The 24,310-nt window shown below is 75.8% G+C and carries 20 protein-coding genes; 13 read left to right on the forward strand and 7 right to left on the reverse strand.

Annotation, left to right across the window (positions count from 1 at the left end):
* Nucleotides 1-19: 19 nt before the first annotated feature.
* The 5 genes from BMZ33_RS02175 (at nucleotide 20) to BMZ33_RS02195 (ending at nucleotide 3,447) form a co-directional block, all read left to right on the forward strand.
* On the forward strand, nucleotides 20-853 hold the full coding sequence (locus tag BMZ33_RS02175) for an undecaprenyl-diphosphate phosphatase (RefSeq protein ID WP_091107275.1): 834 nt from the start codon (nucleotides 20-22) through the stop codon (nucleotides 851-853).
* 41 nt (nucleotides 854-894) lie between these two features.
* The gene (locus BMZ33_RS02180) at nucleotides 895-1,599 is read left to right on the forward strand and encodes a histidine phosphatase family protein (protein WP_091107277.1); all 705 of its coding nucleotides are present in this window, start codon (nucleotides 895-897) and stop codon (nucleotides 1,597-1,599) included.
* 35 nt (nucleotides 1,600-1,634) lie between these two features.
* Nucleotides 1,635-2,186, forward strand: coding sequence for a DUF3090 family protein (locus BMZ33_RS02185; protein ID WP_091107279.1), 552 nt, complete (start codon nucleotides 1,635-1,637; stop codon nucleotides 2,184-2,186).
* A gap of 13 nt (nucleotides 2,187-2,199) precedes the next feature.
* Nucleotides 2,200-2,943: an SCO1664 family protein gene (locus BMZ33_RS02190; protein WP_091107281.1), complete on the forward strand. Its 744-nt coding sequence runs from the start codon at nucleotides 2,200-2,202 to the stop codon at nucleotides 2,941-2,943.
* A gap of 117 nt (nucleotides 2,944-3,060) precedes the next feature.
* Entirely contained in the window at nucleotides 3,061-3,447 is a 387-nt protein-coding gene (locus BMZ33_RS02195; protein ID WP_091107283.1) for a VOC family protein, read from the forward strand.
* Here the strand turns inward: BMZ33_RS02195 and BMZ33_RS02200 are convergent.
* Both BMZ33_RS02200 and BMZ33_RS02205 read right to left on the reverse strand, forming a co-directional pair.
* A complete protein-coding gene (locus tag BMZ33_RS02200) occupies nucleotides 3,444-4,166 on the reverse strand; it encodes a maleylpyruvate isomerase family mycothiol-dependent enzyme (protein ID WP_091107285.1) in 723 nt (240 codons plus the stop codon). The two genes, BMZ33_RS02195 and BMZ33_RS02200, sit on opposite strands and share 4 nt — an antisense overlap.
* A 16-nt stretch (nucleotides 4,167-4,182) precedes the next feature.
* Nucleotides 4,183-5,208: a sugar-binding transcriptional regulator gene (locus BMZ33_RS02205; RefSeq protein WP_169063770.1), complete on the reverse strand. Its 1,026-nt coding sequence runs from the start codon at nucleotides 5,206-5,208 to the stop codon at nucleotides 4,183-4,185.
* A 161-nt stretch (nucleotides 5,209-5,369) separates the two neighbouring features.
* On the opposite strand from BMZ33_RS02205, the gene BMZ33_RS02210 reads away from it, so the two are divergent.
* The 5 genes from BMZ33_RS02210 to BMZ33_RS02230 all read left to right on the forward strand — a co-directional run bounded on the left by BMZ33_RS02210 (nucleotide 5,370) and on the right by BMZ33_RS02230 (nucleotide 11,943).
* Nucleotides 5,370-7,115 carry a glycerol-3-phosphate dehydrogenase/oxidase gene (locus BMZ33_RS02210; RefSeq protein ID WP_169063771.1) on the forward strand — a complete coding sequence of 582 codons (1,746 nt, stop codon included), beginning with the start codon at nucleotides 5,370-5,372 and terminating at the stop codon, nucleotides 7,113-7,115.
* Nucleotides 7,116-7,266: 151 nt separating this feature from the next.
* Nucleotides 7,267-7,992 carry an MIP/aquaporin family protein gene (locus BMZ33_RS02215; protein ID WP_169063772.1) on the forward strand — a complete coding sequence of 242 codons (726 nt, stop codon included), beginning with the start codon at nucleotides 7,267-7,269 and terminating at the stop codon, nucleotides 7,990-7,992.
* Nucleotides 7,993-8,051: 59 nt separating this feature from the next.
* Nucleotides 8,052-9,572, forward strand: a complete 1,521-nt coding sequence (glpK, locus tag BMZ33_RS02220; RefSeq protein WP_091107287.1) for a glycerol kinase GlpK — start codon at nucleotides 8,052-8,054, stop codon at nucleotides 9,570-9,572.
* 77 nt (nucleotides 9,573-9,649) lie between these two features.
* The gene (gene mshC, locus BMZ33_RS02225; RefSeq protein ID WP_091107289.1) at nucleotides 9,650-10,915 is read left to right on the forward strand and encodes a cysteine--1-D-myo-inosityl 2-amino-2-deoxy-alpha-D-glucopyranoside ligase; all 1,266 of its coding nucleotides are present in this window, start codon (nucleotides 9,650-9,652) and stop codon (nucleotides 10,913-10,915) included.
* Nucleotides 10,915-11,943, forward strand: a complete 1,029-nt coding sequence (locus BMZ33_RS02230) for an HD domain-containing protein (RefSeq protein ID WP_091107292.1) — start codon at nucleotides 10,915-10,917, stop codon at nucleotides 11,941-11,943. The genes mshC and BMZ33_RS02230 overlap by 1 nt, the downstream gene beginning before the upstream one ends.
* Before the next feature lie 169 nt (nucleotides 11,944-12,112).
* On the opposite strand, the gene BMZ33_RS02235 is transcribed toward BMZ33_RS02230, so the two are convergent.
* The gene (locus tag BMZ33_RS02235) at nucleotides 12,113-12,976 is read right to left on the reverse strand and encodes a PAC2 family protein (protein ID WP_091107294.1); all 864 of its coding nucleotides are present in this window, start codon (nucleotides 12,974-12,976) and stop codon (nucleotides 12,113-12,115) included.
* A gap of 138 nt (nucleotides 12,977-13,114) precedes the next feature.
* Between BMZ33_RS02235 and metH the strand changes: the two genes are divergently transcribed.
* A complete protein-coding gene (gene metH / locus BMZ33_RS02240; protein WP_091107296.1) occupies nucleotides 13,115-16,918 on the forward strand; it encodes a methionine synthase in 3,804 nt (1,267 codons plus the stop codon).
* 9 nt (nucleotides 16,919-16,927) lie between these two features.
* Here the strand turns inward: metH and BMZ33_RS02245 are convergent, their stop codons facing one another.
* Both BMZ33_RS02245 and BMZ33_RS24370 read right to left on the reverse strand, forming a co-directional pair.
* On the reverse strand, nucleotides 16,928-18,337 hold the full coding sequence (locus BMZ33_RS02245; protein ID WP_169063773.1) for a CopD family protein: 1,410 nt from the start codon (nucleotides 18,335-18,337) through the stop codon (nucleotides 16,928-16,930).
* A complete protein-coding gene (locus BMZ33_RS24370) occupies nucleotides 18,334-19,008 on the reverse strand; it encodes a copper resistance CopC family protein (protein WP_091107301.1) in 675 nt (224 codons plus the stop codon). The genes BMZ33_RS02245 and BMZ33_RS24370 overlap by 4 nt, the downstream gene beginning before the upstream one ends.
* A gap of 269 nt (nucleotides 19,009-19,277) precedes the next feature.
* Between BMZ33_RS24370 and BMZ33_RS02255 the strand changes: the two genes are divergently transcribed.
* Both BMZ33_RS02255 and BMZ33_RS02260 read left to right on the forward strand, forming a co-directional pair.
* The gene (locus BMZ33_RS02255) at nucleotides 19,278-20,042 is read left to right on the forward strand and encodes a hypothetical protein (protein WP_091107303.1); all 765 of its coding nucleotides are present in this window, start codon (nucleotides 19,278-19,280) and stop codon (nucleotides 20,040-20,042) included.
* Between the two features lie 73 nt (nucleotides 20,043-20,115).
* Nucleotides 20,116-20,835, forward strand: a complete 720-nt coding sequence (locus BMZ33_RS02260; protein ID WP_091107306.1) for a class F sortase — start codon at nucleotides 20,116-20,118, stop codon at nucleotides 20,833-20,835.
* Nucleotides 20,836-20,998: 163 nt separating this feature from the next.
* On the opposite strand, the gene BMZ33_RS02265 is transcribed toward BMZ33_RS02260, so the two are convergent.
* Both BMZ33_RS02265 and pta read right to left on the reverse strand, forming a co-directional pair.
* Nucleotides 20,999-22,201 (reverse strand): acetate/propionate family kinase, encoded by a 1,203-nt coding sequence (locus BMZ33_RS02265; RefSeq protein WP_091107308.1) that lies wholly within the window; start codon nucleotides 22,199-22,201, stop codon nucleotides 20,999-21,001.
* The gene (gene pta / locus BMZ33_RS02270) at nucleotides 22,198-24,255 is read right to left on the reverse strand and encodes a phosphate acetyltransferase (RefSeq protein ID WP_091107310.1); all 2,058 of its coding nucleotides are present in this window, start codon (nucleotides 24,253-24,255) and stop codon (nucleotides 22,198-22,200) included. Before pta ends, BMZ33_RS02265 begins: the two co-directional genes overlap by 4 nt.
* Nucleotides 24,256-24,310: the final 55 nt, after the last annotated feature.

Consider the following 24,310-nt stretch of genomic DNA (forward strand, 5'->3'; position numbering starts at 1 on the left):
ACGCCGGGGCTGACCGGCGGTGGGCTGGCTCGAGGCCGTCGTCCTGGGCCTGGTGCAGGGCCTGACGGAGTTCCTGCCGATCTCCTCCAGCGCCCACCTGCGGGTGGTCGGCGAGGCGACGGGCTGGGGGGACCCGGGGGCGGCGTTCACCGCGATCACCCAGATCGGCACCGAGGCCGCCGTCCTGCTGTACTTCCGCCGGGACATCGCGCGGATCGTCGTCGCCTGGCTGCGCGCGCTGACCGACCGCTCGAAGCGGTCGGACCCCGACGCCCGGATGGGCTGGCTGATCATCGTCGGCAGCATCCCGATCGTGGTGCTCGGCCTGCTGTTCCAGGAGGACATCGAGACCACCTTCCGCGACCTGCGCATCGTCGCGATCGCGCTGGTGGCGTTCTCGCTGGTCCTCTACTGGGCCGACCGGGTGGGCCGCAAGGAGCGGGAGCTGCGCCACCTCACCGTCCGCGACGGGCTGCTGTTCGGCCTGGCGCAGGCGATGGCGCTGGTGCCGGGCGTGTCCCGCTCGGGCGGCACGATCACCATGGGGCTCGTCCTCGGCTACACCCGGGCGGCGGCGGCGCGGTACTCGTTCCTGCTGGCCATCCCCGCGGTCCTCGGCTCGGGGTTCTTCCAGGTCTACGAGACCCTCACCGGCGACGTCGCCGGCGAGACGATCTCCTGGGGGCCGACGGCCCTCGCCACCGCCATCGCCTTCGGGGTGGGCCTGTCGGTCATCGCCTGGCTGCTGCGCTACCTCGACCGCGGCACCTTCACCCCGTTCGTCGTCTACCGGGTGGTGCTGGGCCTGGCGCTGCTCGCGCTGGTCGGCGTGGGGGTCCTGGCCCCGAACTGAGGGACGGCACCGTCCGCTCCGCCCGCCTAGGCTCGGGCGTCGTGACCACCGTCATCCTCCTGCGGCACGGCCGGACGACGGCGAACGCCGGTGGCGTGCTGGCCGGCTGGACCCCGGGCGTCGAGCTCGACGAGACCGGGCAGGCGCAGGTGGCCGCGGTGGGCCGGCGGCTGGCGCCGGTGCCGCTGGCCGCGGTGGTCAGCAGCCCGCTGGACCGCTGCCGCCAGACCGCCGGGGCGGTGCTCGCCGGCCGGGAGCTGGAGCTGCAGACCGACGAGCGGCTCGGCGAGGCCCGCTACGGCGACTGGACCGGCCGGCCGCTCAAGGAGCTGGTCAGGGACCCGATGTGGAAGGTCGTGCAGCAGCACCCCTCCGCCGCGGTGTTCCCCGGCGACGGGGGCGAGGGGCTGGCGCAGACCCAGGCCCGCGCGGTGGCCGCCGTCCGCGAGTGGAACGCCCGCCTGGGCCCCGACGCGGTGTGGCTGGCCTGCAGCCACGGCGACGTCATCAAGGCCGTGCTCGCCGACGCCCTGGGCCTGCACCTCGACGGCTTCCAGCGGATCGTCGTCGACCCGGCGTCGATCTCGGTGGTCACCTACACCGAGACCCGCCCGTTCGTCGTCCGGGTCAACGACACCGGCGGCGACGTCGCCGCGCTGATCCCGCCGAAGAAGCGGCCCCGGCGCCGCAGGGGGAGGGACTCCGACGCGGTCGTCGGCGGCGGCGCCGGCGCGGCGGTTCCCTGAACGCGGTGGTCGGGAGGCCCGCGTAACCTGGGCGCGTGCCCCGCCAGGTCTACCGCTTCGACCGCCCGTCCCGGTTCGTCGCCGGCACGGTCGGGCAGCCGGGCGAGCGGACCTTCTACCTGCAGGCCTCCGACGCCGAGGGCCGCGTGGTCAGCGTCGCGCTGGAGAAGTCGCAGGTGCAGGTGCTCGCCGAGCGCATGGACGAGCTGCTCGACGAGGTGGCCACCCGGCCCGGCACCGTCGTCCCCGCGCAGGCCGACGTCGACGACCTCGAGCCGCTCACCGCGCCGGTCGACGAGGAGTTCCGCGTCGCCGCGATGGGCCTGGCCTGGGACGGCGAGGCGCAGGCCGTCGTCGTCGAGGCCGTGGCGGCCACCGACGAGCCGGTCGACGAGGAGGCCATCCTCTCCGACGCCGAGGAGGGCCCCGACGCGCTGCGCGTGACGATCACCCCGGGCGCGGCCCGCTCGTTCGTCGCCCGCGCCCGCCGCGTCGTCGCCGCCGGCCGCCCGTCCTGCCCGCTGTGCTCGCTGCCGCTGGACCCGACCGGGCACGTCTGCCCCCGGCAGAACGGCTACCGCCGCTGAACCGGGGACGACGGTGAGCGAGCCCGCGCGGGAGCTGCGCACCCCGGTCGGCGACGCCGAGGCGCGACGCCTGCTGCTCGAGGGGGAGATCGACCTCGAGGGCCGGATGCTCGACGCCAGCAACGTCACCCTCGTCGGCGTCGTCCGCACCGGCGATCTCGAGGCCGAGTGCGTGTACAAGCCGGTCGCCGGCGAGCGACCGCTGTGGGACTTCCCCGACGGCACGCTGGCCGGCCGCGAGGTGTCGGCGGCGCTGGTCAGCGAGGCCACCGGCTGGTCGGTCGTGCCGCCCACGGTGCTGCGCGACGGCCCGTTCGGCCCCGGCATGGTGCAGCTGTGGATCGACGGCGACCCCGACGTCGACCTGGCCGCCTTCGTCCGCTCCGACCACCCCGGCCTGCGCCGGATGGCGGTGTTCGACGCGGTGGTGAACAACGCCGACCGCAAGGGCGGGCACATCATCCCGACCTCGGCCGGCCACGTGTACGGCGTCGACCACGGCATCTGCTTCTCCTCCGACCCGAAGCTGCGCACGCTGCTGTGGCGCTGGGCCGGCAGGCCGCTGCCGCTGGAGGCCCTGGAGGTGCTCGAGCGCCTGGCCGACGAGCTGCGCGGCGACCTCGGCGAGGCGCTGCACGAGCACCTCACCCGCCGCGAGGTGCGCTCGACCCAGCAGCGGGTGGCCGAGCTGCTGCGCACCCAGCTGCACCCCGAGCCCTCCGGCGAGTGGCCCGCCCTGCCCTGGCCGCCCTTCTGAGGGTCGTCGCGCCGCGTGGGGGCCGGAGGCCTCCCGAGGTGTGACGAGGCGGGGCTCGGCGCAGGTCGGGTACGGCTCCTGGCCGCGGTCGGAGCCCGGCAGAGCGACAGTGGACACGTGCCGCACCGATCCCGCCTGGCCGTCCTGCTGCTCGACCTGCCGCCCGCGCACCACGCCGCGGGCACCGCGTTCTGGGCCGGCGCCACCGGCCGCACCGCCGCCCCCGACCCCGCCGACGACAGCTGGGCCTCCCTCGGCTCCCTCGCCGGCGGCCTCCACCTGGAGGTGCAGCGCACGGGGGAGGGGACGCCGCCGCGCTGGCACGTCGACGTCGAGACCGACGACGTGCCCGCCGAGGTGGCCCGGCTGGAGACGCTGGGCGCCCGCCGGCTGGCCGACATGGGCTCGTTCTGGCAGATGACCGACCCCGCCGGGCTGGTGTTCTGCGTGGTCGGCGTGCAGACCGGCGAGGCGTTCGAGCGCTACGCCGTGGCCTGGCCCTAGGGCGCGTCCAGGCGCACGAGGTCGATCATCGCCGCCGCCTGCAGGCCGTCGCCGTCCACGGTGAGCACCTCCAGCGGCACCCGCCGCCAGCAGGCCAGCAGCAGGTCACCGGCCGTGCCGCGCAACGTGGCCACCGGCTGCGGCCGCGAGCCCGCGAACAGGGTCCGCTCCTGCCCGGCGTCGATCGCGTGCAGCACCACCGGGTGGGCGCCCTCGGGCGGGCCGTCGGGGAAGACCCCGGGCACCACGACCTCCAGCCACTCGTCGACGCCGTCGAGGCCCACGTCGGCCGGGACCGGCCGCACGTCGCCGAACACCTGCTCGACGTCGACGGTGTGCACGACGGCCTCGTGCGTCTGCCGCCGCAGCACGAAGGCGACGTCCTGCCGCGGCGCCCAGGTCCAGACCCGCTCGGCGGGGTCGGCGGCGGCCAGCGCGACCTCCAGCTCCGCTGACTGCCCGGCCGACCAGCCCAGCAGCTCGTCGTCGGGACGGCGCTGCGGGCCCTCGTAGCCACCGGGGTGCGGTGCGCGCGTGCGCACCACCCACGCCCAGAAGTGCTGCACCTCGCCGAGGTGCCAGACCAGGTCCGACAGCGTCCAGCCGGGGCAGCCGGGCACCGCGGCGCCCCAGCCGGCGGCCAGCACGGCCTCGGCGGCGGCATCGGCGAAGCGGGCGTCGGCCCGGCGCAGCGCCGCGAGGTGGGCGGACGGGTCCATCGGCGGCCTCCCCGGGTCAGGTACCCCGGACGCTAGCGCCGGTCGGTGACGGGTGGCCCGGCGGCGGCCGCCACAACGCCGCGGGCCGGGTGGGCGGACGGGAGGTGAGCAGCTCCTGGGCCGCCCGCGAGTCGAGCACCAGGTCGGTCACCAGGCCCGCGGCCAGCGCGGCGACGAGACCGGCGACCTTGTCGTCGCCGGCGACCGCGCACACCCGCCGGGGGATGCGGCGCAGCAGCGGCGGGAGGAGGCCGCTGGTGCGCGCGTTGAGCGGGATCCCCTCCCACGAGCCGTCAGCGCGCAGGAAGACCGTGCAGACGTCGCCCACCACGTGGCCGGCGAGGAGGTCGGCGCGGTCCCCGGGGGTCAGGTAGCCCTCCGTGTGCACCCGCGAGGGCACCGCGCCGGTCATCGCCCCGATGCCGAACAGCGCGACGCCGGCCCCCTGCTGGAGGTCGAGGACGCGGCGCACGCTGCGCTCGCGCCACATCGCCTGGCGCGTCTCGGGCCGGTCGAAGAACGCCGGCACCGGGAAGTGGTGCACCCGGGCGTCCCACGCCGTCCCGAACCGGCCGAGGACGTCGCTGCCGTAGCCGACCCCGCTGCTGTGGGTGTTCATCGCCCCGTTGAGCTGGACGACGTGCGCGTCCCGCAGCGGGCGCGCCCGCAGGTGCTGGCCCACCGCGCTGGTCGTGGTGCCCCACGCCAGGCCCAGGGTGGTGCCGGAGTCGACCACCTCGTCGAGCAGCACGGCGGTCTCGGCCGCGACCGCCTGCAGCCGGGCCGGGCCGGTCGCGTCCTCCGGAACGGGGACCACGCGGGCCGAGATGCCGTGCCGGCGGCCGAGCTCCGCGGCCATCGCGGCTGCACGTCCGTGCACGGGGTTGACCGTGATGGACACGACGCCGGTGGCCCGCGCGGTGTCGAGGGCCCGGGAGACGGTCGACCGGGAGACGCCCTCCTCGTTGGCGATCGTCTCCATCGTGGCCCTGTCCAGCCAGAACCGTCGGGCGACCCGTTCGATGCGGTCGTCGGGCGTCACGTCGGCAGCTCCTCCCCGGCGAGTCCTCGCCACCGGCGACGGTAGTCCGCCGCTGCACATCCGTGCACCGGGCTGCTCTAGCGGCGCACCCCGGGCAGGCTCTGAGGTGTTCAGCTAACCGGCGTCCACGTCGGTGACCAGCGCACCTCCCGGGAGTGCCCGTGCCCACCGCCCTGTCCCTGCAGAACCGCTCCGACGCACTCGACCGCATGTCCTCCCAGGTCCTCGACGTCCTCGTGATCGGAGGTGGTGTGACCGGCGCCGGGGCCGCCCTGGATGCCGCCAGCCGCGGCCTGACCGTCGGCCTGCTCGAGCAGCGCGACTGGGCCTCGGGCACCTCGAGCCGGGCGAGCAAGCTGGTCCACGGCGGCTTGCGCTACCTGGAGATGCTCGACTTCGCGCTGGTCCGCGAGGCGCTGCACGAGCGCGGCCTGCTCGTCGGCCGGCTCGCCCCGCACCTGGTGCACCCGGTGCCCTTCCTCTACCCGATCCGGCACCGGCTGTGGGAACGGGTCTACATCGGCGCCGGCATCGCGCTCTACGACACCCTCGGCGGGCTGCTCGGCCGGGTCGGCGGCCGGGGGGTGCCGCTGCACCGGCACCTGTCGAAGGAGGCGCTGCGCCGGGTCGCCCCGTCGCTGCGCGAGGACGCCGCCATCGGCGCCATCCGCTACTGGGACGCCAAGGTCGACGACGCCCGCCTGGTGCAGGTGCTCGTGCGCACCGCCGTCGGCCACGGCGCGCTGGCCGCCAGCCGCACGCAGGTGACCGGCTACCTGGAGGAGGACGGCCGGGTCGCGGGCGTGCGCGCCGTGGACCTCGAGACCGGCCGCGACCTCACCATCCGGGCCCGCCACGTCGTCGGCGCCACCGGCGTGTGGACCGACCAGACCCAGGAGCTCTTCCGCGCCCAGGGCCTCACGGTGCGGGCCTCCAAGGGCGTGCACATCGCCGTCCCGCGGTCGGTGATCGCCGGCGAGGACGGGTTCATCCTCCGCACGGAGAAGAGCGTGCTGTTCATCATCCCGTGGCCCACCCACTGGGTGATCGGCACGACCGACACCCCGTGGGACCTGGCCAAGGACCACCCGGTCGCCTCCTCCGCCGACGTCGACTACCTGCTCGAGCACGCCAACGCCGTCCTCGAGCGCCCGCTCACCCGCGACGACGTCCTCGGCGTCTACACCGGCCTGCGCCCCCTGCTGCAGCCGGTCGACGACGGCAGCGGCTCGACGACGAAGGTCTCCCGCGAGCACACCGTGGCCACCGTCCGGCCCGGGCTGACCGTCATCGCCGGCGGCAAGTACACGACCTACCGGGTCATGGCCCGCGACGTCGTCGACATGGCGCTGGCCGACCGCGCGCCCGGCGAGGACCCGGCCGCGACGGTCCCGGCGTCGCTGACCGAGGAGCTGCCCCTGGTCGGCGCCGACGGCTACCAGGTGCGCTGGAACCGCAAGGCCCACCTCGCCGCCGCGCACGGCTGGACCGAGACGCGCGTGGAGCACCTGCTCGACCGCTACGGCAGCCTGGTCGACGAGGTGTTGGCCCTCGTCGACGCCGACCCCGACCTCGGCCGGCCGCTCGAGGGTGCCCCGGACTACCTGCGGGCCGAGGTCCTCTACGCGGTCACCGCCGAGGGCGCGCTGCACCTGGAGGACGTGCTGACCCGGCGCACCCGGCTGTCCTACGAGCAGGCCGACCGGGGGACGGCGTCGGCGCGCGCGGCCGCCGCGCTCATGGCCGGGCCCCTGGGCTGGGACGACGCGCAGCTCGAGCGCGAGGTCTCCAGCTACCTCGCCCGCGTCGAGGCCGAGCGGGCCGCCGAGGTCATGCCCGACGACAGCTCCGCCGAGGCCGCCCGGCTGCGCGCCCCCGAGATCCGGCCCTTCGCCGACGCCTCCTGAGCCCGGGGCCGGCCGGTGACCCGGCCGGCCCCGCCCCCCCCCCGACCCCGTCGACCGCGAACCCGCGAGAGGAGGAGCGCGGATCCCGCACGACCCGCCCGGATGCGGGCGGGCCCCCGTACGGCACAACCGGACAGAGAGGTCCCAGGACGTGTCACTGGTCTCCGTATTCTTCTCCGAGGTGCTCGGCACCGGACTGCTGCTGCTGGGCGGCGTCGGCGTGGTCGCCAACGTCCTGCTCACCGACTCCAAGGGCCGCGGCGCCGACTGGCTGCTGATCAACTTCGGCTGGGGTCTGGCGGTCTTCATCGGCGTCTACGCCGCCTACCGCAGCGGCGCCCACCTCAACCCCGCCGTCACCCTGGGCCTGTGGGCCTCGGGAGCCGAGGAGTACGCCCCCGGCGTCGACATCACCGTCGGCAGCACGCTGGTCTACTTCGCCGGCGAGTTCGTCGGCGCCTTCCTCGGCGCCGTCGTGGCCTGGCTGGCCTACCACGAGCACTACGCCGCCCACCCCGACCCGGGCGAGGTCCTGGCGACGTTCTCCACCGCGCCGGCCATCCGCCGGCCGGTCTGGAACGTGGTCACCGAGCTCGTCGGCACGTTCGTGCTGGTCTACGTGATCCTGAGGTTCGGCAACACCCCGACCGAGATCGGCCCGGTGGCGGTCGCCCTGCTGGTCGTCGGCATCGGCGCCTCGCTCGGCGGGCCGACCGGCTACGCCATCAACCCCGCCCGCGACCTCGGCCCGCGCATCGCGCACGCCGTGCTGCCCATCCGCGGCAAGAAGGGCAGCGACTGGGGCTACGCCTGGGTCCCGGTGGTCGGCCCCGTCATCGGCGGCGTCCTCGCTGGCCTGCTCGCCCGGGTCTTCTGACCCGCTCCCCGCTCCACACGCCCGCACCCCCACCTGCAACGACGCACCCGGAGGTCCCCGTGAGCCAGTACATCGCCGCCATCGACCAGGGCACCACCAGCACCCGCTGCATGGTCTTCGACCACGACGGCGCCGTCGTGGCCGTCGGCCAGAAGGAGCACCAGCAGATCTTCCCGCGCGCCGGCTGGGTCGAGCACGACCCGGTCGAGATCTGGGCCAACGTCCGCGAGGTGGTCGGCCAGGCGCTGGCCCGCGCCGACCTGACCGGCGCCGACCTCGCCGCCGTGGGCCTGACCAACCAGCGCGAGACCACCGTCGTGTGGGACAGGACCACCGGCGAGCCGGTCTACAACGCCATCGTCTGGCAGGACACCCGCACCGACCGCATCGTCACCGAGCTCGGCGAGCTCGGCGGCGGCGCCGACCGGTACAAGGAGAAGGTCGGCCTCCCGCTGGCCACCTACTTCGCCGGGCCCAAGGTGACCTGGATCCTCGACAACATCGAGGGCGCCCGGGAGCGGGCCGAGCGCGGCGACCTGCTCATGGGCACGATCGACAGCTGGCTGCTGTGGCACATGACCGGCGGCACCGACGGCGGGCAGCACATCACCGACGTCAGCAACGCCTCGCGCACGATGCTCATGGACTACCGGACGCTGGCCTGGGACGAGTCGATCGCCGCGGACATGCGCATCCCCGTGTCGATGCTGCCGGAGATCCGCTCCAACTCCGAGGTCTACGGCGAGGGCCGCAAGGCCGGCGCGCTCGCGGGCGTCACGATCGCCGGCTCGCTCGGCGACCAGCAGGCGGCCACCTTCGGGCAGGTCTGCTTCTCGCCCGGCATGGCCAAGAACACCTACGGCACGGGCAACTTCCTGCTGCTCAACACCGGCGAGGAGGCGGTGTCGTCGAAGAACGGCCTGCTGACGACGGTCTGCTACAAGATCGGCGACCGCAGGCCGGTGTACGCCCTCGAGGGCTCCATCGCCGTCACCGGCTCGCTGGTGCAGTGGGTGCGCGACAACCTGCGGCTCATCGGCGGCGCCGGCGAGATCGAGGCGGTGGCCCGCTCGGTGGAGGACAACGGCGGCGCCTACTTCGTGCCCGCGTTCTCCGGCCTGTTCGCCCCGCACTGGCGCTCCGACGCCCGCGGCGCGCTGGTCGGGCTGACCCGCTACGTCAACCGCGGCCACCTGGCCCGCGCCGTCCTGGAGGCCACCGCCTACCAGACCCGCGAGGTCGTGGAGGCGATGAACGCCGACTCCGGCGTCGACCTCACCGAGCTGCGCGTCGACGGCGGCATGGTGGTCAACGAGCTGCTCATGCAGTTCCAGGCCGACGTCCTCGGCGTCGACGTCGTCCGGCCGCAGATCGCCGAGACGACGGCGCTGGGCGCGGCCTACGCCGCCGGGCTCGCCGTCGGCTTCTGGGCCGACGAGGACGAGCTGACCAGCCAGTGGGCGGAGGACCAGCGGTGGTCGCCGGCCATGGACGCCGGCACCCGCGACCGCTACTACCGCAAGTGGCAGAAGGCCGTGGCCCGCACCCTCGACTGGGTCGACGACGACGACGACGCCTGAGCCGTCCCGCGGGCGCCGTCCCCAGGTGGGGGCGGCGTCCGCGGGGTGGGCCCGACCACGCAACTAGGCTCGGCGTCGTGCTCGCCTGGCCCGCCCCGCTCCTGCCGACCCTGCCGGGTGCCGGCCCGGTCCTCCGGGTGTTCGACACCGCCCGCGGGGAGGTCGTGGCCACCACGCCCGACCGGGTGGCCCGGATGTACGTCTGCGGGATCACCCCCTACGACGCCACCCACCTCGGCCACGCCGCCACCTACCTGGCCTTCGACCTGGTCAACCGGGTGTGGCGCGACGCCGGGCACGGCGTCCACTACGTGCAGAACGTCACCGACATCGACGACCCCCTGCTCGAGCGCGCCGAGCGCGACGGCGAGGACTGGGTGGTGCTCGGGATGCGCGAGACCGCGCTGTTCCGCGAGGACATGACGGCGCTGCGGGTGCTGCCGCCCGACGACTACGTGGGGGCGGTGGCGACCATCCCGCGGATCGTCGCGCACGTGGAGACCCTGCTCGACGAGGGCCTGGCCTACGCGCTCGACGACGGCACCGGCGACGTCTACCACGACGTCGCCCAGGCCCCGGGCTTCGGCGAGGAGTCCGGCTACGACGAGGCCACCATGCTGGCGCTGTCGGCCGAGCGCGGCGGCGACCCCGACCGCCCGGGCAAGCGCAACCGGCTCGACCCGCTGCTGTGGCGCGGGCGCCGCGAGGGCGAGCCGTCCTGGCCCGGCCCGCGCGGCACCGAGGGCCGGCCGGGCTGGCACATCGAGTGCGCCGCCATCGCGCTGGCCACCATCGGCATGGGCTTCGACGTGCAGGGCGGCGGCAGCGACCTGGTCTTCCCGCACCACGAGTTCTCCGCCGTCCACGCCGAGGCGCTCACCGCCACCAAGCCCTTCGCCCGGGCCTACGTGCACGCGGCGATGATCGGTCTGGACGGGGAGAAGATGAGCAAGAGCCGGGGCAACCTGGTGTTCGTCTCCAAGCTGCGCGGCGAGGGCGTCGACCCGATGGCGATCCGGCTCGCGCTGCTGTCGGGCCACTACCGCACCGACCGCGCCTGGACCGCCGATCTGCTGGCCGCCGCGCAGGACCGGCTGGCCACCTGGAGGCGCGCCGCGGCCTGCAGCACCGGCGCCCCGGCCGCCCCGGTGCTGGCGGGCCTGCGCGAGCGCCTGGCCGACGACCTCGACAGCCCCGGCGCCATCGCCCTCGTCGACACCTGGGCGGCGGCCACCCTCGCCGGCGGCGGGGACGGCGAGGACGGCGCCCCGGCCATGGTGGCCGACGCGGTCGACGCGCTGCTGGGCGTCGACCTGTTCGGCGCCGCGCTGCAGGAGGGCTGATGACCGGCGGGTTCAGGCTCACCGACCGCGCGACGCGCGAGGCGGAGGAGTCCGGGCTCGCCCCCGCCGCGGCGCGCTCGGCGGCCGGCCGCGGCCGCGCCGTCGCCGAGCCCGAGGACCGGCTGCGCACCGCCTACGAGCGTGACCGGGACCGGATCCTGCACGCCAAGGCCTTTCGCCGGCTCAAGCACAAGACGCAGGTCTTCCTCAACCCCGACGGCGACCACTTCGTCACCCGGCTCACCCACACGCTGCAGGTCACCCAGGTGGCCCGCGCGATCGCCCGGGCGCTGGGCCTCAACGAGACGCTGGCCGAGGCGATCGCGCTCGGCCACGACGTCGGGCACTCGCCGTTCGGCCACATCGGCGAGGACGCCTTCGACCCCTACGTCCCCGGTGGCTGGCACCACGCGGCGCAGGGGGTGCGGATCGTGGAGGTGCTCGAGCACCTCAACCTCACCTGGGAGGTCCGCGACGGCATCCGCGCGCACAGCTGGAAGATCACCCCGCCGCCGGCCACCCGCGAGGGCGAGTGCGTGCGCTACGCCGACCGGATCGCCTACCTCTCGCACGACGCCCTGGACGCCGTCCGCGCCGGGGTGCTGCGGCCCGGCGACCTGCCGGCGGTCGCCCGCGCGGCGTTCGGCGAGCCGGGCAGCGCGATGGTCGGGGCGATGGTCGACGCCGTGGTCACCGGGTCGCTCGCCGACGGGGGAGAAGTGGTGATGGCGGCCGGGTCGCTGGCGGCCATGCACGAGCTGCGGGCGTTCATGTTCCGGCGGGTGTACGTGTCCGAGACCGCCGCGGGGCAGAAGCAGCTGGCGGTCGACGTCATCCGCCGGCTGGTCGACCACCACCTCGCCCACCCCGAGCTCATCCCGCCCACCTACCGCGACACCGAGGCCGACCTGGTGACGCAGGTGGTCGACCACGTGTCGGGGATGACCGACCGGTTCGCGCTGGCCACCCACGACCGGCTCTTCGGCGAGGACGCCGCGGCCCGCATGACCCCGCTGCTGCGCACCTGACCCCGTCCCTCCTGGGGTGTCCTGCGGGGGCCGGGGGTCCTGCGGGGCTCCGGGAGGACGAGGAACGCCCCAGGAGCGGCAGCTTGACGGATTCCACCGGGTGACCGTTATCCCCAACTGCCGCACGACCGGACCGGCCGCCGCGGGAGGGACCGGCGACCGGGTCGGGCTAGTTGGGGGAGGAACCCCGGCGGCGGAGGTAGCGCTCGAACTCGCGGGCGATCTGGTCGCCGTTGGCCTGGGAGAGGTCGGTCTCGGTCTGCCGCTCCTCCAGCGACCGGACGTACTCGACGACCTCGGCGTCCTCCTGGGCCATCTCGTCGACGGTCTTGACCCACTCGTCGGCCTGCTGGGGCAGCGCGCCCAGCGGCACGGCGACCTCCAGCACCTCCTCGACCCGCTGCAGCAGCGCCACGGTGGCCCGCGGCGAGGGCGGCTGCGACACGTAGTGCGGGACGGCGGCCCAAAAGCTCACCGCCGGGAGCCCGGCCTGCACGCAGGCGTCCTGGAAGACGCCGAGGATGCCGGTGGGCCCCTCGTAGCGGGAGGTCTCCAGACCCCAGCGCTCGGCGGACTCGGCGTCGTAGGCCGAGCCGGTGACCGGCGTGGGGCGGGTGTGCGGCGTGTCGGCGAGCAGCGCGCCCAGCGCGACGACGGTCTGCACGTCGAGCTCGCGGCACAGCTCGATGAGCTCCTCGCAGAAGCCGCGCCAGCGCATGTTGGGCTCGATGCCGCGGATGAGCACGACGTCGCGGTCGCTGTCCGGCGGGCGGGCCACCGAGATGCGCGTCGTCGGCCACTCGACGCGGCGGCTGATCCCGCCGACCAGGGAGACGGTGGGCCGGTTGACCTGGAAGTCGTAGTAGTCCTCGGGGTCCAGCGCCGCGAGGGGGGTGGCGTCCCAGATCAGCTCCAGGTGCTCGAGCGCCCCGGTGGCGGCGTCCCCGGCGTCGTTCCAGCCCTCGAACGCGACCACCACCACCGGCCGGTCGAGCTGGGGCAGGTCCTCGGAGGCGGACTTGGGGTCGGTCACCCTGCGAGCCTACGTCGGTCGCGGCGTCCCGCCGGGGGAGCGAGGTGGGAGGATGGCCCCCGGAACAACAGGCAGGGCCCGGGACCGTTGAGCGTGCAGCAGGCCCGCCCGCCGCCGACCGAACCCCCGAGGACGCCCGTGACCGACGCCCCCACCCCCCGTCCCGACGCGACGGCGGAGCTGACCGCCCTGCTCGAGCAGCGCATCCTCGTGCTCGACGGGGCGATGGGGACGGCCATCCAGCGCGACCGGCCGAGCGAGGCCGGCTACCGCGGCGAGCGCTTCGCCGACTGGCGCACCGACGTCCAGGGCAACAACGACCTGCTGGTGCTCACCGCGCCCGAGCTGGTCGCGGGCATCCACCGCGAGTACCTCGAGGCCGGCGCCGACCTGGTCGAGACCAACACCTTCAACGCCACGTCGATCTCGCTGGCCGACTACGGCATGTCCGCGCTGGCCTACGAGATCAACGTGGCCGCGGCCCGGCTGGCCCGCCGCGAGGCCGACGCGATGACCGCGCGCACCCCCGACCGCCCGCGCTGGGTCGCCGGCGCCATCGGCCCGACCAGCCGGACGGCGTCCATCTCGCCCGACGTCAACGACCCCGGCGCGCGCAACGTCACCTTCCCCGAGCTGGTCGAGGCCTACCTGGAGCAGGCGCGCGGCCTGGTCGACGGCGGTGCCGACCTGCTGCTGGTCGAGACCGTCTTCGACACGCTCAACGCCAAGGCGGCGGTCTTCGCGCTGGAGACGCTGTTCGAGGAGCACGGCCGGCGCTGGCCCGTCGTCGTCTCGGGCACGATCACCGACGCCTCCGGCCGCACGCTGTCGGGGCAGACCACCGAGGCGTTCTGGAACTCGGTGCGCCACGTCCGCCCACTGGCCGTCGGGCTCAACTGCGCGCTGGGTGCCGCGGAGATGCGGCCCTACGTCGCCGAGCTGGCCCGGGTCGCCGGCACCTTCGTCTCCTGCTACCCGAACGCCGGGCTGCCCAACGCCTTCGGCGAGTACGACGAGGCACCGGCCGAGACCGCCGGGGTGCTGCGCGGCTTCGCCGAGGACGGCTTCGTCAACATCGTGGGCGGCTGCTGCGGCACCACCCCCGAGCACGTCGCGGCGATCGCCGCCGCCGTGGCGGACCTGCCGCCGCGCACCCCGCCGGCCCGGCGCCCGGCGCTGCGCCTGTCGGGCCTGGAGCCGCTGACCGTCGACGCCGACTCGCTGTTCGTCAACGTCGGCGAGCGCACCAACATCACCGGCTCGGCCCGCTTCCGCCGGCTGATCCGCGACGGCGACTACCCGACCGCGCTGGCCGTCGCCCGCCAGCAGGTCGAGGCCGGCGCGCAGGTCATCGACGTCAACATGGACGAGGGCATGATCGACGGCGTCGCGGCGATGACCCGCTTCACCCGCCTCGTCGCCGCCGAGCCCGACATCTGCCGCGTGCCGGTGATGGTCGACTCCTCCAAGTGGGAGGTCATCGAGGCCGGCCTGCAGCAGCTGCAGGGCAAGTCGATCGTCAACTCGATCTCGCTGAAGAACGGCGAGGAGGAGTTCGTCGAGCAGGCCCGGCTGTGCCGCAAGTACGGCGCCGCCGTCGTCGTCATGGCCTTCGACGAGCAGGGCCAGGCCGACACCCTCGAGCGGCGCCGGCAGATCTGCCGGCGGGCCTACGACGTCCTCACCCAGCAGGTCGGCTTCCCCGCCGAGGACGTGATCTTCGACCCCAACGTCTTCGCGGTGGCCACCGGCATCGAGGAGCACGCCCGGTACGGGCTGGACTTCATCGAGGCCACCCGCTGGATCAAGGAGAACCTGCCCGGCGCGCTGGTGTCCGGCGGCGTCTCCAACGTCTCCTTCTCCTTCCGCGGCAACAACCCGGTGCGCGAGGCCATCCACGCGGTGTTCCTCTTCCACGCCGTCGCCGCCGGGATGGACATGGGCATCGTCAACGCCGGGGCGCTGGAGGTCTACGAGGAGGTCCCCGCCGAGCTGCGCGAGCGGATCGAGGACGTCGTCCTGGCCCGCCGGCCCGACGCCACCGAGCGGCTGCTGCAGATCGCCGGCGACTACGCCGGGGACGGCGCGGCGAAGGAGGCGGCCACCGAGGAGTGGCGGGCGCTGCCGGTGGGCGAGCGGATCACCCATGCGCTGGTCAAGGGCGTCGACGAGTTCGTCGAGTCCGACACCGAGGAGCTGCGCCTGCAGATCGCCGCCCGCGGCGGCCGGCCGATCGAGGTCATCGAGGGCCCGCTGATGGACGGCATGAACGTCGTCGGCGACCTGTTCGGCGCGGGGAAGATGTTCCTGCCGCAGGTGGTGAAGTCCGCGCGGGTGATGAAGAAGGCCGTCGCCCACCTCATCCCGTTCATCGAGGCGGAGAAGCGGCCCGGCGACGCCGAGCGCAGCAACGGCAAGGTCGTCATGGCCACCGTGAAGGGCGACGTCCACGACATCGGCAAGAACATCGTCGGCGTCGTCCTGCAGTGCAACAACTACGACGTCGTCGACCTCGGCGTGATGGTGCCGGCGCAGAAGGTGCTCGACACGGCCAAGGCCGAGGGTGCCGACGTCATCGGCCTCTCGGGCCTGATCACCCCGTCGCTGGACGAGATGGTGGACCTGGCCGCGGAGATGGAGCGGCAGGGCTTCGACGTCCCGCTGCTCATCGGCGGGGCGACCACCTCGCGGGCGCACACCGCGGTCAAGGTGGCCCCGCGCTACCACGGCCCGGTCATCTGGGTGAAGGACGCGTCGCGGTCGGTGCCCGTGGTCGCCGCGCTGCTGTCGGACGACCAGCGGCCGCAGCTGCTCGCCGACGTCGAGTCCGAGTACGAGGGGCTGCGCGAGCGGCACGCGGCCCGCACCGACACCCGCGCGCTGCTGTCCCTCGAGGCCGCGCGAGCCGCGGCGCCGCCGCTGGACTGGTCGGCCTACACCCCGCCGCGGCCGCGGATGCTGGCCCAGCAGGCCCGCGACGCCTGCACCGGCCCCGGCTGCGACCACCGGCACGGCGAGGCGGGCCAGTTCGTCCGCCGGTTGCGCGACTACCCGCTCGAGGAGCTGCGCGGCTACATCGACTGGCAGCCGTTCTTCAACGCGTGGGAGATGCGGGGCCGCTTCCCCGACATCCTGCACAACCCGACCACCGGCGAGGCCGCCCGGCGGCTGTACGAGGACGCCCAGGCGATGCTCGACCGGGTCGTCGGCGAGCGGTGGCTGACCGCCAACGGCGTCGTCGGGCTGTTCCCCGCCAACCGGGTGGACGGCTCGGAGGACGTCGAGGTCTACACCGACGAGTCGCGGACGGCGGTGCGCGCGGTGCTGCACCAGCTGCGCCAGCAGACCGAGGGCCGCGACGGCTCCCCGCGCAGGTCGCTGGCCGACTTCGTCGCGCCCAGGGCGACCGGGCTGCGCGACCACGTCGGCGCGTTCGCCGTCACCGCCGGGCTGGGCTCGGCCGAGCGGGTGGCGGCGTTCCGGGCCGAGCACGACGACTACTCGGCGATCATGCTCGAGGCGCTGGCCGACCGGCTGGCCGAGGCCTTCGCCGAGCGGCTGCACGAGCGGGTGCGCCGGGAGTTCTGGGGCTACGCCGCCGACGAGCACCTCGACAACGAGGCGCTCATCGCCGAGCGGTACCGGGGCATCCGCCCGGCGCCGGGCTACCCGGCCTGCCCCGAGCACACCGAGAAGCAGACCATCTGGGACCTGCTCGACGTCGAGGCCGCCACCGGGCTGCAGCTGACCGAGTCGATGGCGATGTGGCCGGGTGCCGCCGTCAGCGGGCTGTACCTCTCCCACCCCGAGTCGCGGTACTTCGTGCTCGGCCGGCTCGGCCGCGACCAGGTCGAGGACTACGCCCGCCGCAAGGGCTGGACCCTGGCCGAGGCCGAGCGCTGGCTCTCGCCCAACCTCGGCTACCGCACCGACGAGGAGTAGCGGCCCCGGTCAGGGCGCGGCGACGACGAGCACGTCGCGGAAGCCGGGGTCGTGCCGGCTGGTGAAGCCGTACTCGCCCGGTGCCCCCGGGGCGGGGAAGGTGAGCAGCGCGTGCCCGGGGACGACGACGTCGAAGCCGCCGTCGTCGGCGGTCAGCGTGACCTCGGTGTCGCTGCTGTTGAAGACCGTGACCCGCGAGCCCGGGGCCACCGGCCGGGGGACGTGGAAGCGCTCGCCGTCGACCAGCACCCCGACGGAGAGCTCCCCGTGGTCGTGGCCGGCCATCGGGTCGGGCGCCGCCGTCGGGGCAGGCGTGCCCGGTGACGCCGGGGCGGCGGGAGCCGCGGCCGGGCCGGTGGCCGCCTCCGGTGTGCCGGGCGGGGGCGGGGACGCCGACAGCGCCACCGCGACCGCCACGGTGGCGGCCATCAGCACGACCTCGGCCACCGCCAGCCGGCGGAAGGCGCCCGGCTCGCCGGCGCGCAGCCGGGGCAGCGTGCCGCGCCGGTGCCGCCACCCGAGCACGCCGAGCGCGACCAGCGCGGCGGTCTTGGCCAGCAGCAGCCACCCGTAGCCGGTGCCGGCCGCGGCGGCGGGGCCGGCGAGGTCCCCGCCCAGCAGCAGCCAGGCGCCGAGCAGCCCGGAGGCGCCGGTGAGCAGGGAGCAGGCCAGCGCCACCGCGCTGTACCGGGCCGCGGCCGGGGCGAGGTCGCCGGCGGCGCGGCCGTGCACGAGGAGGGCGGCCAGTCCGCCCACCCACGCCGCCGCGGCGACCACGTGCACGGCCAGGCCGGTGACCGCCGGCACGTGGTCGCCGGCCGCGGCGGAGTGCCCGGTGAGGACGACGGGCACGACCAGCCCGGCGAGCGCGGCCAGCAGCAGCGCGCCGGACGCGGGGGTGCGGCGGCAGCGGCGGGCGAGCAGCGCCACGGCCACGGCGAGCAGCACGACGGTGAGCGCGGCCCGGCCGGCGGGGGTGCCGGCGAGGAAGGTCCCGAGCACCGTCCCGGTCAGGCCGCCGGGTGCGACGCCCAGCAGGTCGCTGACGGTGAGCAGCGCGGTGAGCGCGGTCGCCGCCGCCCACGCCGCGGCCCACGCCGCGGCCGCCCGGACCGCCCGCAGCGACGCTCCCGGGAGCACGCCGCCGGGAGCGGGCAGCAGCAAGGCGGCGAAGAGCAGCGTCCCGACCGTGGCGATCCCGGTGACCCGCGCGGCGAGCCGGGCCACGGGCAGGCCCCACTCGACCGGCGCCCCGGCCCGGGGCAGCCCCGCGGGCGCCGGGGCCCCGACGGCGCCCCCCACCGCGAGGGCCAGCACGAGGACGCCCAGCACCCCGAGCACCGCCGGCAGCACGCCGGAGGGCAGCCGGCGGGCCGGGCGGGCGGGCGGGGGCGCCTCCGGCCGCGCGGTGGCGGTCACGACCGGCGGCGCAGCGACCGGGTGCCGAGGACCGCGGCCGCGGCCAGCAGCCCGCCGCCGGCCAGCCAGGCGGGGGAGACGCCCGCCCCGGCGCCGTCCGCCCCGGACGCGGCGGGATCGGACGCGGCGGGATCGGACGCGGCGGGATCGGACGCGGCGGGATCGGACGTGGCGGGATCCGCCGCAGCGGGAGCGGCCGGAGCGGGCGCGGCCGGCGGTGCGGTGGACGGGGGACGGCCGGCCGTCGGTGCGGCGGTGGCGGGTCCGGTGACGGTGAAGGAGAAGGCGCCCTCCAGCGGGTGCCCGTCGGAGGAGGTGACCCGCCACTCGACGGTGTAGCCGCCGGCCGGGAGGTCCGCGCGCAGCGGCTGGACGACGGTGCTGCCCGCGAGCGCGGCCGGACCCTCCGACACCGCGGCGCCGTCGGGCCCGCTCACCAGCACCTGCGTGCCCAGCGCCTGGGCCGGGGCGCTCAGCTGCAGCTCCACCTGCGCCGGCGCCGGCACGGTGGCCCCGGCCGCCGGGACGCTGCCCACCAGCTCGTCGTGCGCCGCCGCCGGTGCCACGCCGGTGCCGAGCAGGACGAGCGCCGCACCCAGCACCAGGAGCAGTGCGGCAGGGCGGTGGAGGGCGGTGTCCCGCGCGGGGGCGGGGGTGCGGTGGACGCGCATGACCGGTGTTCGGCCGCCGGCCGCCCGGTGGATTGCACCCGATCGGGTGTGAACCGATCCGGAGTCCCACGACGAAGGCAGCGGTGGACGGCCCGGGACTCCGCACACGAGCGGAGGGGGGACCCGACCGGTCCGAGGGGTCCTGCGGGACCCCGGCCGCGGGCGCAGGGACGCGTCCGCGGTGCACGGCGGACCCGGTTCCCAACCGTGTCCGCGTGCCGTCACCCCCGGGTGCCGGCACGACCCCACCACTCCCGGAGGAGCCCACTGTGCGCAAGGCACTCGCCGTCCCCACCATCGCCCTCGCCGCGGCCGCGTTCCCGCTGCTGACCCTGTCGCCCGCCCTGGCGGACGACCACGGCGGCAGCTACCAGGCCGACCTGGCCGCCCTCAACGGCTCCGGTGTCAGCGGCACCGGCATGGTGACCCTCGACGGCACCACGGCCACGGTCATGGTCGAGGCGACCGGCCTGCTCGAGGGCGCTCCCCACGCCCAGCACTTCCACATCGCCGCGCAGGGCCAGTGCCCGACCGACGCCGACGACGAGAACGGCGACGGCTTCGTCAGCGTCACCGAGGGCGCGCCCTACTACGGCGCGATCGGCTCGTCGCTGACCACCAGCGGCGACACCTCGCCCGACAGCGGCCTGGCGATCGACCGCTTCCCGACCGAGGGCACGATCAGCTACGAGCGCACCTTCGAGGTCTCGCAGGAGACGGCCGACTCCTTCGCCGCCGGCACCGCGGTGCTGGTCCTGCACGGCGTCGACGAGAACGGCAGCGGCACCTACGACGGCGACGTCATGAGCGACCTCGACCCGTCGCTGCCGATGGAGGCCACCGCCCCGGCCGCCTGCGCCCCGCTGGTCTCCGCCCAGATGGGCACCGCGCCCCACGGCGGCGCCGAGACCGGTGGGGGCAGCACCGCCGGCGTCGAGCAGCAGGCCGTGATCGGGGTGGGCGCCCTCGCCCTCGCCGGTGCGGCCGCCGCCGGCGTCGTGGGCTACCGCCGCCGCCAGGCCGACCAGGCCTGACCCTGCCGGCCGGGCCGCGCGGGATCCCTCCCGCGCGGCCCGGCCCCGGCCCCCGTCTCCCGAGAGGACCGCTGTGACCGAGCCCCCCGCCCGCCGCAGGTCCCGCACCTGGCTGGTCCTCGCCGCCGTGCTGGCCGTCGTCGGCGTCGGTGCCCTCGTCGTGGCACTGACCGGGCAGCGCAGCGCCCCCACCCCGGCCGCGGCCCCCACCGCCGTGGGCTCCTCCGCCGTGGGCTCCTCCGCCGTGGCCTCCTCCGCGCCCTCCACCGTGCCGCCGCCCACCCCACCTCCCGCCCCGGACACGACCCCCGCCGACGCCCCGGCCGACGTGGCCGAGCCGGTGTCGGTCGGCATCCCCGAAATCGGGGTGAGCAGCGACCTGCTGCGGCTGGGCCTCAACGACGACGGCACCGTCGAGGTGCCGCCGCTGGCCCCCGACGACCGGGCGGGCTGGTACGAGAACGGCCCCGCGCCCGGCGCGGTGGGCCCGGCGGTCCTGCTGGGGCACGTCGACTCCGCCGAGTGGGGGCCGGGCGTCTTCTTCGACCTCGGCGCGCTCGCGCCCGGCGACGAGGTCGAGGTGTCCCGCGCCGACGGCACGGTCGCGGTGTTCGCCGTCGACCGGGTCGAGCGGCACGCCAAGGACGACTTCCCGACCGTCGCGGTCTACGGCAACACCGACGACGCCCAGCTGCGGCTGATCACCTGCGGCGGCGCCTTCGACCCCGGGGCGGGCAGCTACGAGGACAACGTCGTCGCCTTCGCCACGCTGGTCGGCACCCGCCCGGCCTGAGCCGGGGTCAGGAGCGCAGGTGGGCCGGCGCGGCGAGCACCCGGCCGTTGCGGTCCTCGTCGCTCCTGCCGACGAGGCTGGCGGCGGTGCGGTCACGGTCGCGTCCTGCTGCCCGGCCGGTGCGCTGTCGGGCTTCCCCGACACGGCTCGTCCGCCGTCCGTCCTAGGAGCCGGCGGCGAGGAGGTCGACGGTCTGGCGGGCCATCTCCAGCTCCTCGTCGGTGGGCACCACGAGGACGGCGACCGGGCTGCCGTCGGCCGAGACCCGGCGCCCGCCCGGGGCGCGGACGGCGTTGCGCTCCTCGTCGAGCCGGATGCCCAGCGTCTCCAGCCCGGCCAGCGAGGCGGCGCGGACGACGGCGTCGTTCTCCCCGATGCCGCCGGTGAAGGCGATCGCGTCGGTGCGGCCCAGCACGGCCAGGTAGGCGCCCACGTACTTGCGCACCCGGTGGCAGAACACGTCGAGGGCCAGCGCGGCCGCCTCGTCGCCGTCGGCGATGCGCCGGTGCACCTCCCGCAGGTCGTTGGTGCCGGCCAGCGCGAGCATCCCGCTGGAGGAGTTCAGCGCCCGGTCGACCTCGGCCGGGGACAGGCCCGCCACCCGGTGCAGGTGCGCGACGACGGCGGGGTCGAGGTCGCCCGAGCGGGTGCCCATGACCAGCCCCTCCAGCGGCGTCATCCCCATGGACGTCTCGACGCTGCGACCCCCGGCGACGGCGGTGGCGCTGGCCCCGTTGCCCAGGTGCAGCACCACCGTGTTCGTCTCGGACAGGGGCCGGCCCAGCAGCTCGGCGGCGGCGCGGGAGACGTGGGCGTGCGAGGCGCCGTGGAAGCCGTAGCGGCGCACCCCGTGCTCGCGGGCCCACTGGGGCGGCACCGCGTAGGTGTGCGCGTGCGGCGGCAGCGTGGCGTGGAAGGCGGTGTCGAACACCGCCACGTGCGGCAGGCCGGGGAAGGCCCGCCGGGCCACCTCGATGCCGACGGCGTTGACCGGGTTGTGCAGCGGCGCCAGCGTGGCCAGCTCGCGCACCGCGCGGACGACGTCGTCGTCGATGCGCACGGGCGCGGAGAACCGGTCGCCGCCGTGCACGACGCGGTGGGCGACGGCGGTCAGGCCGGCGTCGGCCAGCGACGGTCCGGAGTGCTCGAAGGCCTCCAGCGCCGCGGCCAGCGCGCCGGCGTGGTCGGGCAGCGGGCGCTCCACCACCGACGGCTCGCCACCGGCCCGGGAGTGGGTGAGCCGGCCCGAGGGCTGCCCGACCCGCTCGGCCAGCCCCCACGCCAGCGCCTGGCCGGCGCCGACGTCGACCAGCCGGTACTTCAGCGACGACGAGCCGCAGTTGACGACGAGCACCCGCCCGGTCACGACTGCGCCTGGATGGCGGTGATCGCCACGGTGTTGACGATGTCCTGCACCGTCGCGCCCCGGGACAGGTCGTTGACCGGCCGGCGCAGTCCCTGCAGCACCGGGCCGACCGCCACCGCGCCGGCACTGCGCTGCACCGCCTTGTAGGTGTTGTTGCCGGTGTTGAGGTCGGGGAAGACGAACACGGTGGCCCGCCCGGCCACCTCGCTGCTGGGCAGCTTGGTGCGCGCCACCCCGGCGTCGACGGCGGCGTCGTACTGGATCGGCCCCTCCACCGGCAGGCCGGGCGCGCGCGAGCGCACCAGCTCGGTGGCCGCGCGCACCCGCTCGACGTCCTCGCCGCTGCCCGAGGTGCCGGTGGAGTAGGACAGCATCGCCACCCGAGGCTCGACGCCGAAGCGCGCCGCCGTCCCCGCCGAGGTGACCGCGATCTCGGCCAGCTGCCCGGCGTCGGGGTGCACGTTGACCGCGCAGTCGCCGTAGACCACCACCCGGTCGGCCAGGCACATGAAGAACACGCTGGACACCAGCGAGACGCCCTCGGTGGTCCTGATCAGCTCCAGCGCCGGGCGGATGGTCTGCGCGGTGGTGTGCGTGGCGCCGGAGACCATGCCGTCGGCCAGGCCCAGGGCGACCATCAGCGTGCCGGCGTAGGAGACGTCGACGACCAGGTCGCGGGCGGCGTCCATGGTCACGCCGCGGTGCGCCCGCCGCCGCGCGTACTCCACCGCCAGCCGCTCGCGCAGCTCCGGGTCGCACGGGTCGAGCAGCCGCGCCCCGGCCACGTCGACCCCGGCCCGGGCGGCGGCGGCGCGCACCTCGGCGGCGTCGCCGAGCAGGGTCAGGTCGACCACGCCGCGGCGCAGCAGCCGCTCGGCGGCGCGCAGCACCCGCTCGTCGGTGCCCTCGGGGAGGACGACGTGGCGGCGGTCGGCGCGGGCCCGGTCGAGCAGCTCGTACTCGAACATCAGCGGCGTGGTCACCCGCGGCCGGGCCACCGCGGTGCGGTCGAGCAGCTCCTCTCCGTCGACGTGCTCCTCCACCAGCGCCAGCGCCACGTCGACCTTGCGCGGCGCCCCCGGCCCGATCCGGCCCGGCGCAGACCCGGCCAGCGTCGCGGTCGCGTAGGTGTCCTGGTCGGTGACCACCACGGGGACGACCGCGGGCAGCCGCTCGACCAGGCGCATGACCGACTCGGCCGGCGCGATGCCGCCGGTGAGCACCAGCCCGGCGGGGGCGGGCAGACCGCCGGACAGGTGCGCGGCCAGCACCCCGAGGACGACGTCGGCGCGGTCGCCGGGGGTGATCACCACGACGTCGTCGACCAGCCGCTCGAGCAGGTTGGGGATGGTCATGGCGGCCACCAGCACGCCCGAGGTCTCCCGGCCCAGCGCCGCGTCGTCGCCGGCGAGCACGCGGGCGTCGCAGGCCCGCGCCACCTCGGCCACGGTGGGCGCGGTCAGCACCGGCGCCTCGGGCAGCACGTAGACCGGCACCCCGCCGCCGCCGACCCGCTCCCGCACGGCCGGCAGCAGCCGCGGCGGCACCCGGTTGGCCACGACGGCGACCACCTCGCCGCCGGCCGCCCGCACGGCGGTCTCCCCGACGCCGACGGCGACCGCGACGTCGCCGGGGTCGCGGTCGCGGCCGGAGACGACGCACAGCACCGGCAGCCCCAGGTTGGCCGCGATGCGGGCGTTGAGCGCCAGCTCGCGGGAGGCACCGGCCTCGCTGAAGTCCGAGCCGACGACCAGCACCCGGTCGCAGCGCGCCGCCAGCGCGCGGTAGCGGGCCACGATCTCCGACAGCGCCCGGTCCTCGTCGGCGAGGACCTCGGCGTAGGGCACCCCGACGCAGCCCTCCTCGGGCAGCGCGGTGGGCGAGCGGGGCAGCAGCAGCTCCACGACCGGGTCGGCGCCGTCGCGGGAGGACACCACCGGGCGGAACACGCCGAGCCGGCCGACCCGCCGGGAGAGCAGCTCGAACACCCCCAGGGCCACGGCCGACTTGCCGGTCGCCGGCTCGCAGCCGGTGAGGTACAGCCCGTCCGACACCCGCGTCTCCCTCCGCCCCTGCCGCGACCCTAGGGGCCCGGCGGCGGGGCGGCGT

It is taken from the genome of Geodermatophilus dictyosporus, assembly GCF_900115505.1.
GTDB lineage: Bacteria > Actinomycetota > Actinomycetes > Mycobacteriales > Geodermatophilaceae > Geodermatophilus > Geodermatophilus dictyosporus.

What these genes read in the sequence shown, in the direction of transcription:
- BMZ33_RS02200 (WP_091107285.1), bottom strand. Translation starts at nt 4,166, where the DNA reads ATGGACCCGTCCGCCCACCTCGCGGCGCTGCGCCGGGCCGACGCCCGC.
- BMZ33_RS02230 (WP_091107292.1), top strand. Translation starts at nt 10,915, where the DNA reads ATGACCGGCGGGTTCAGGCTCACCGACCGCGCGACGCGCGAGGCGGAG.
- BMZ33_RS24370 (WP_091107301.1), bottom strand. Translation starts at nt 19,008, where the DNA reads ATGCGCGTCCACCGCACCCCCGCCCCCGCGCGGGACACCGCCCTCCAC.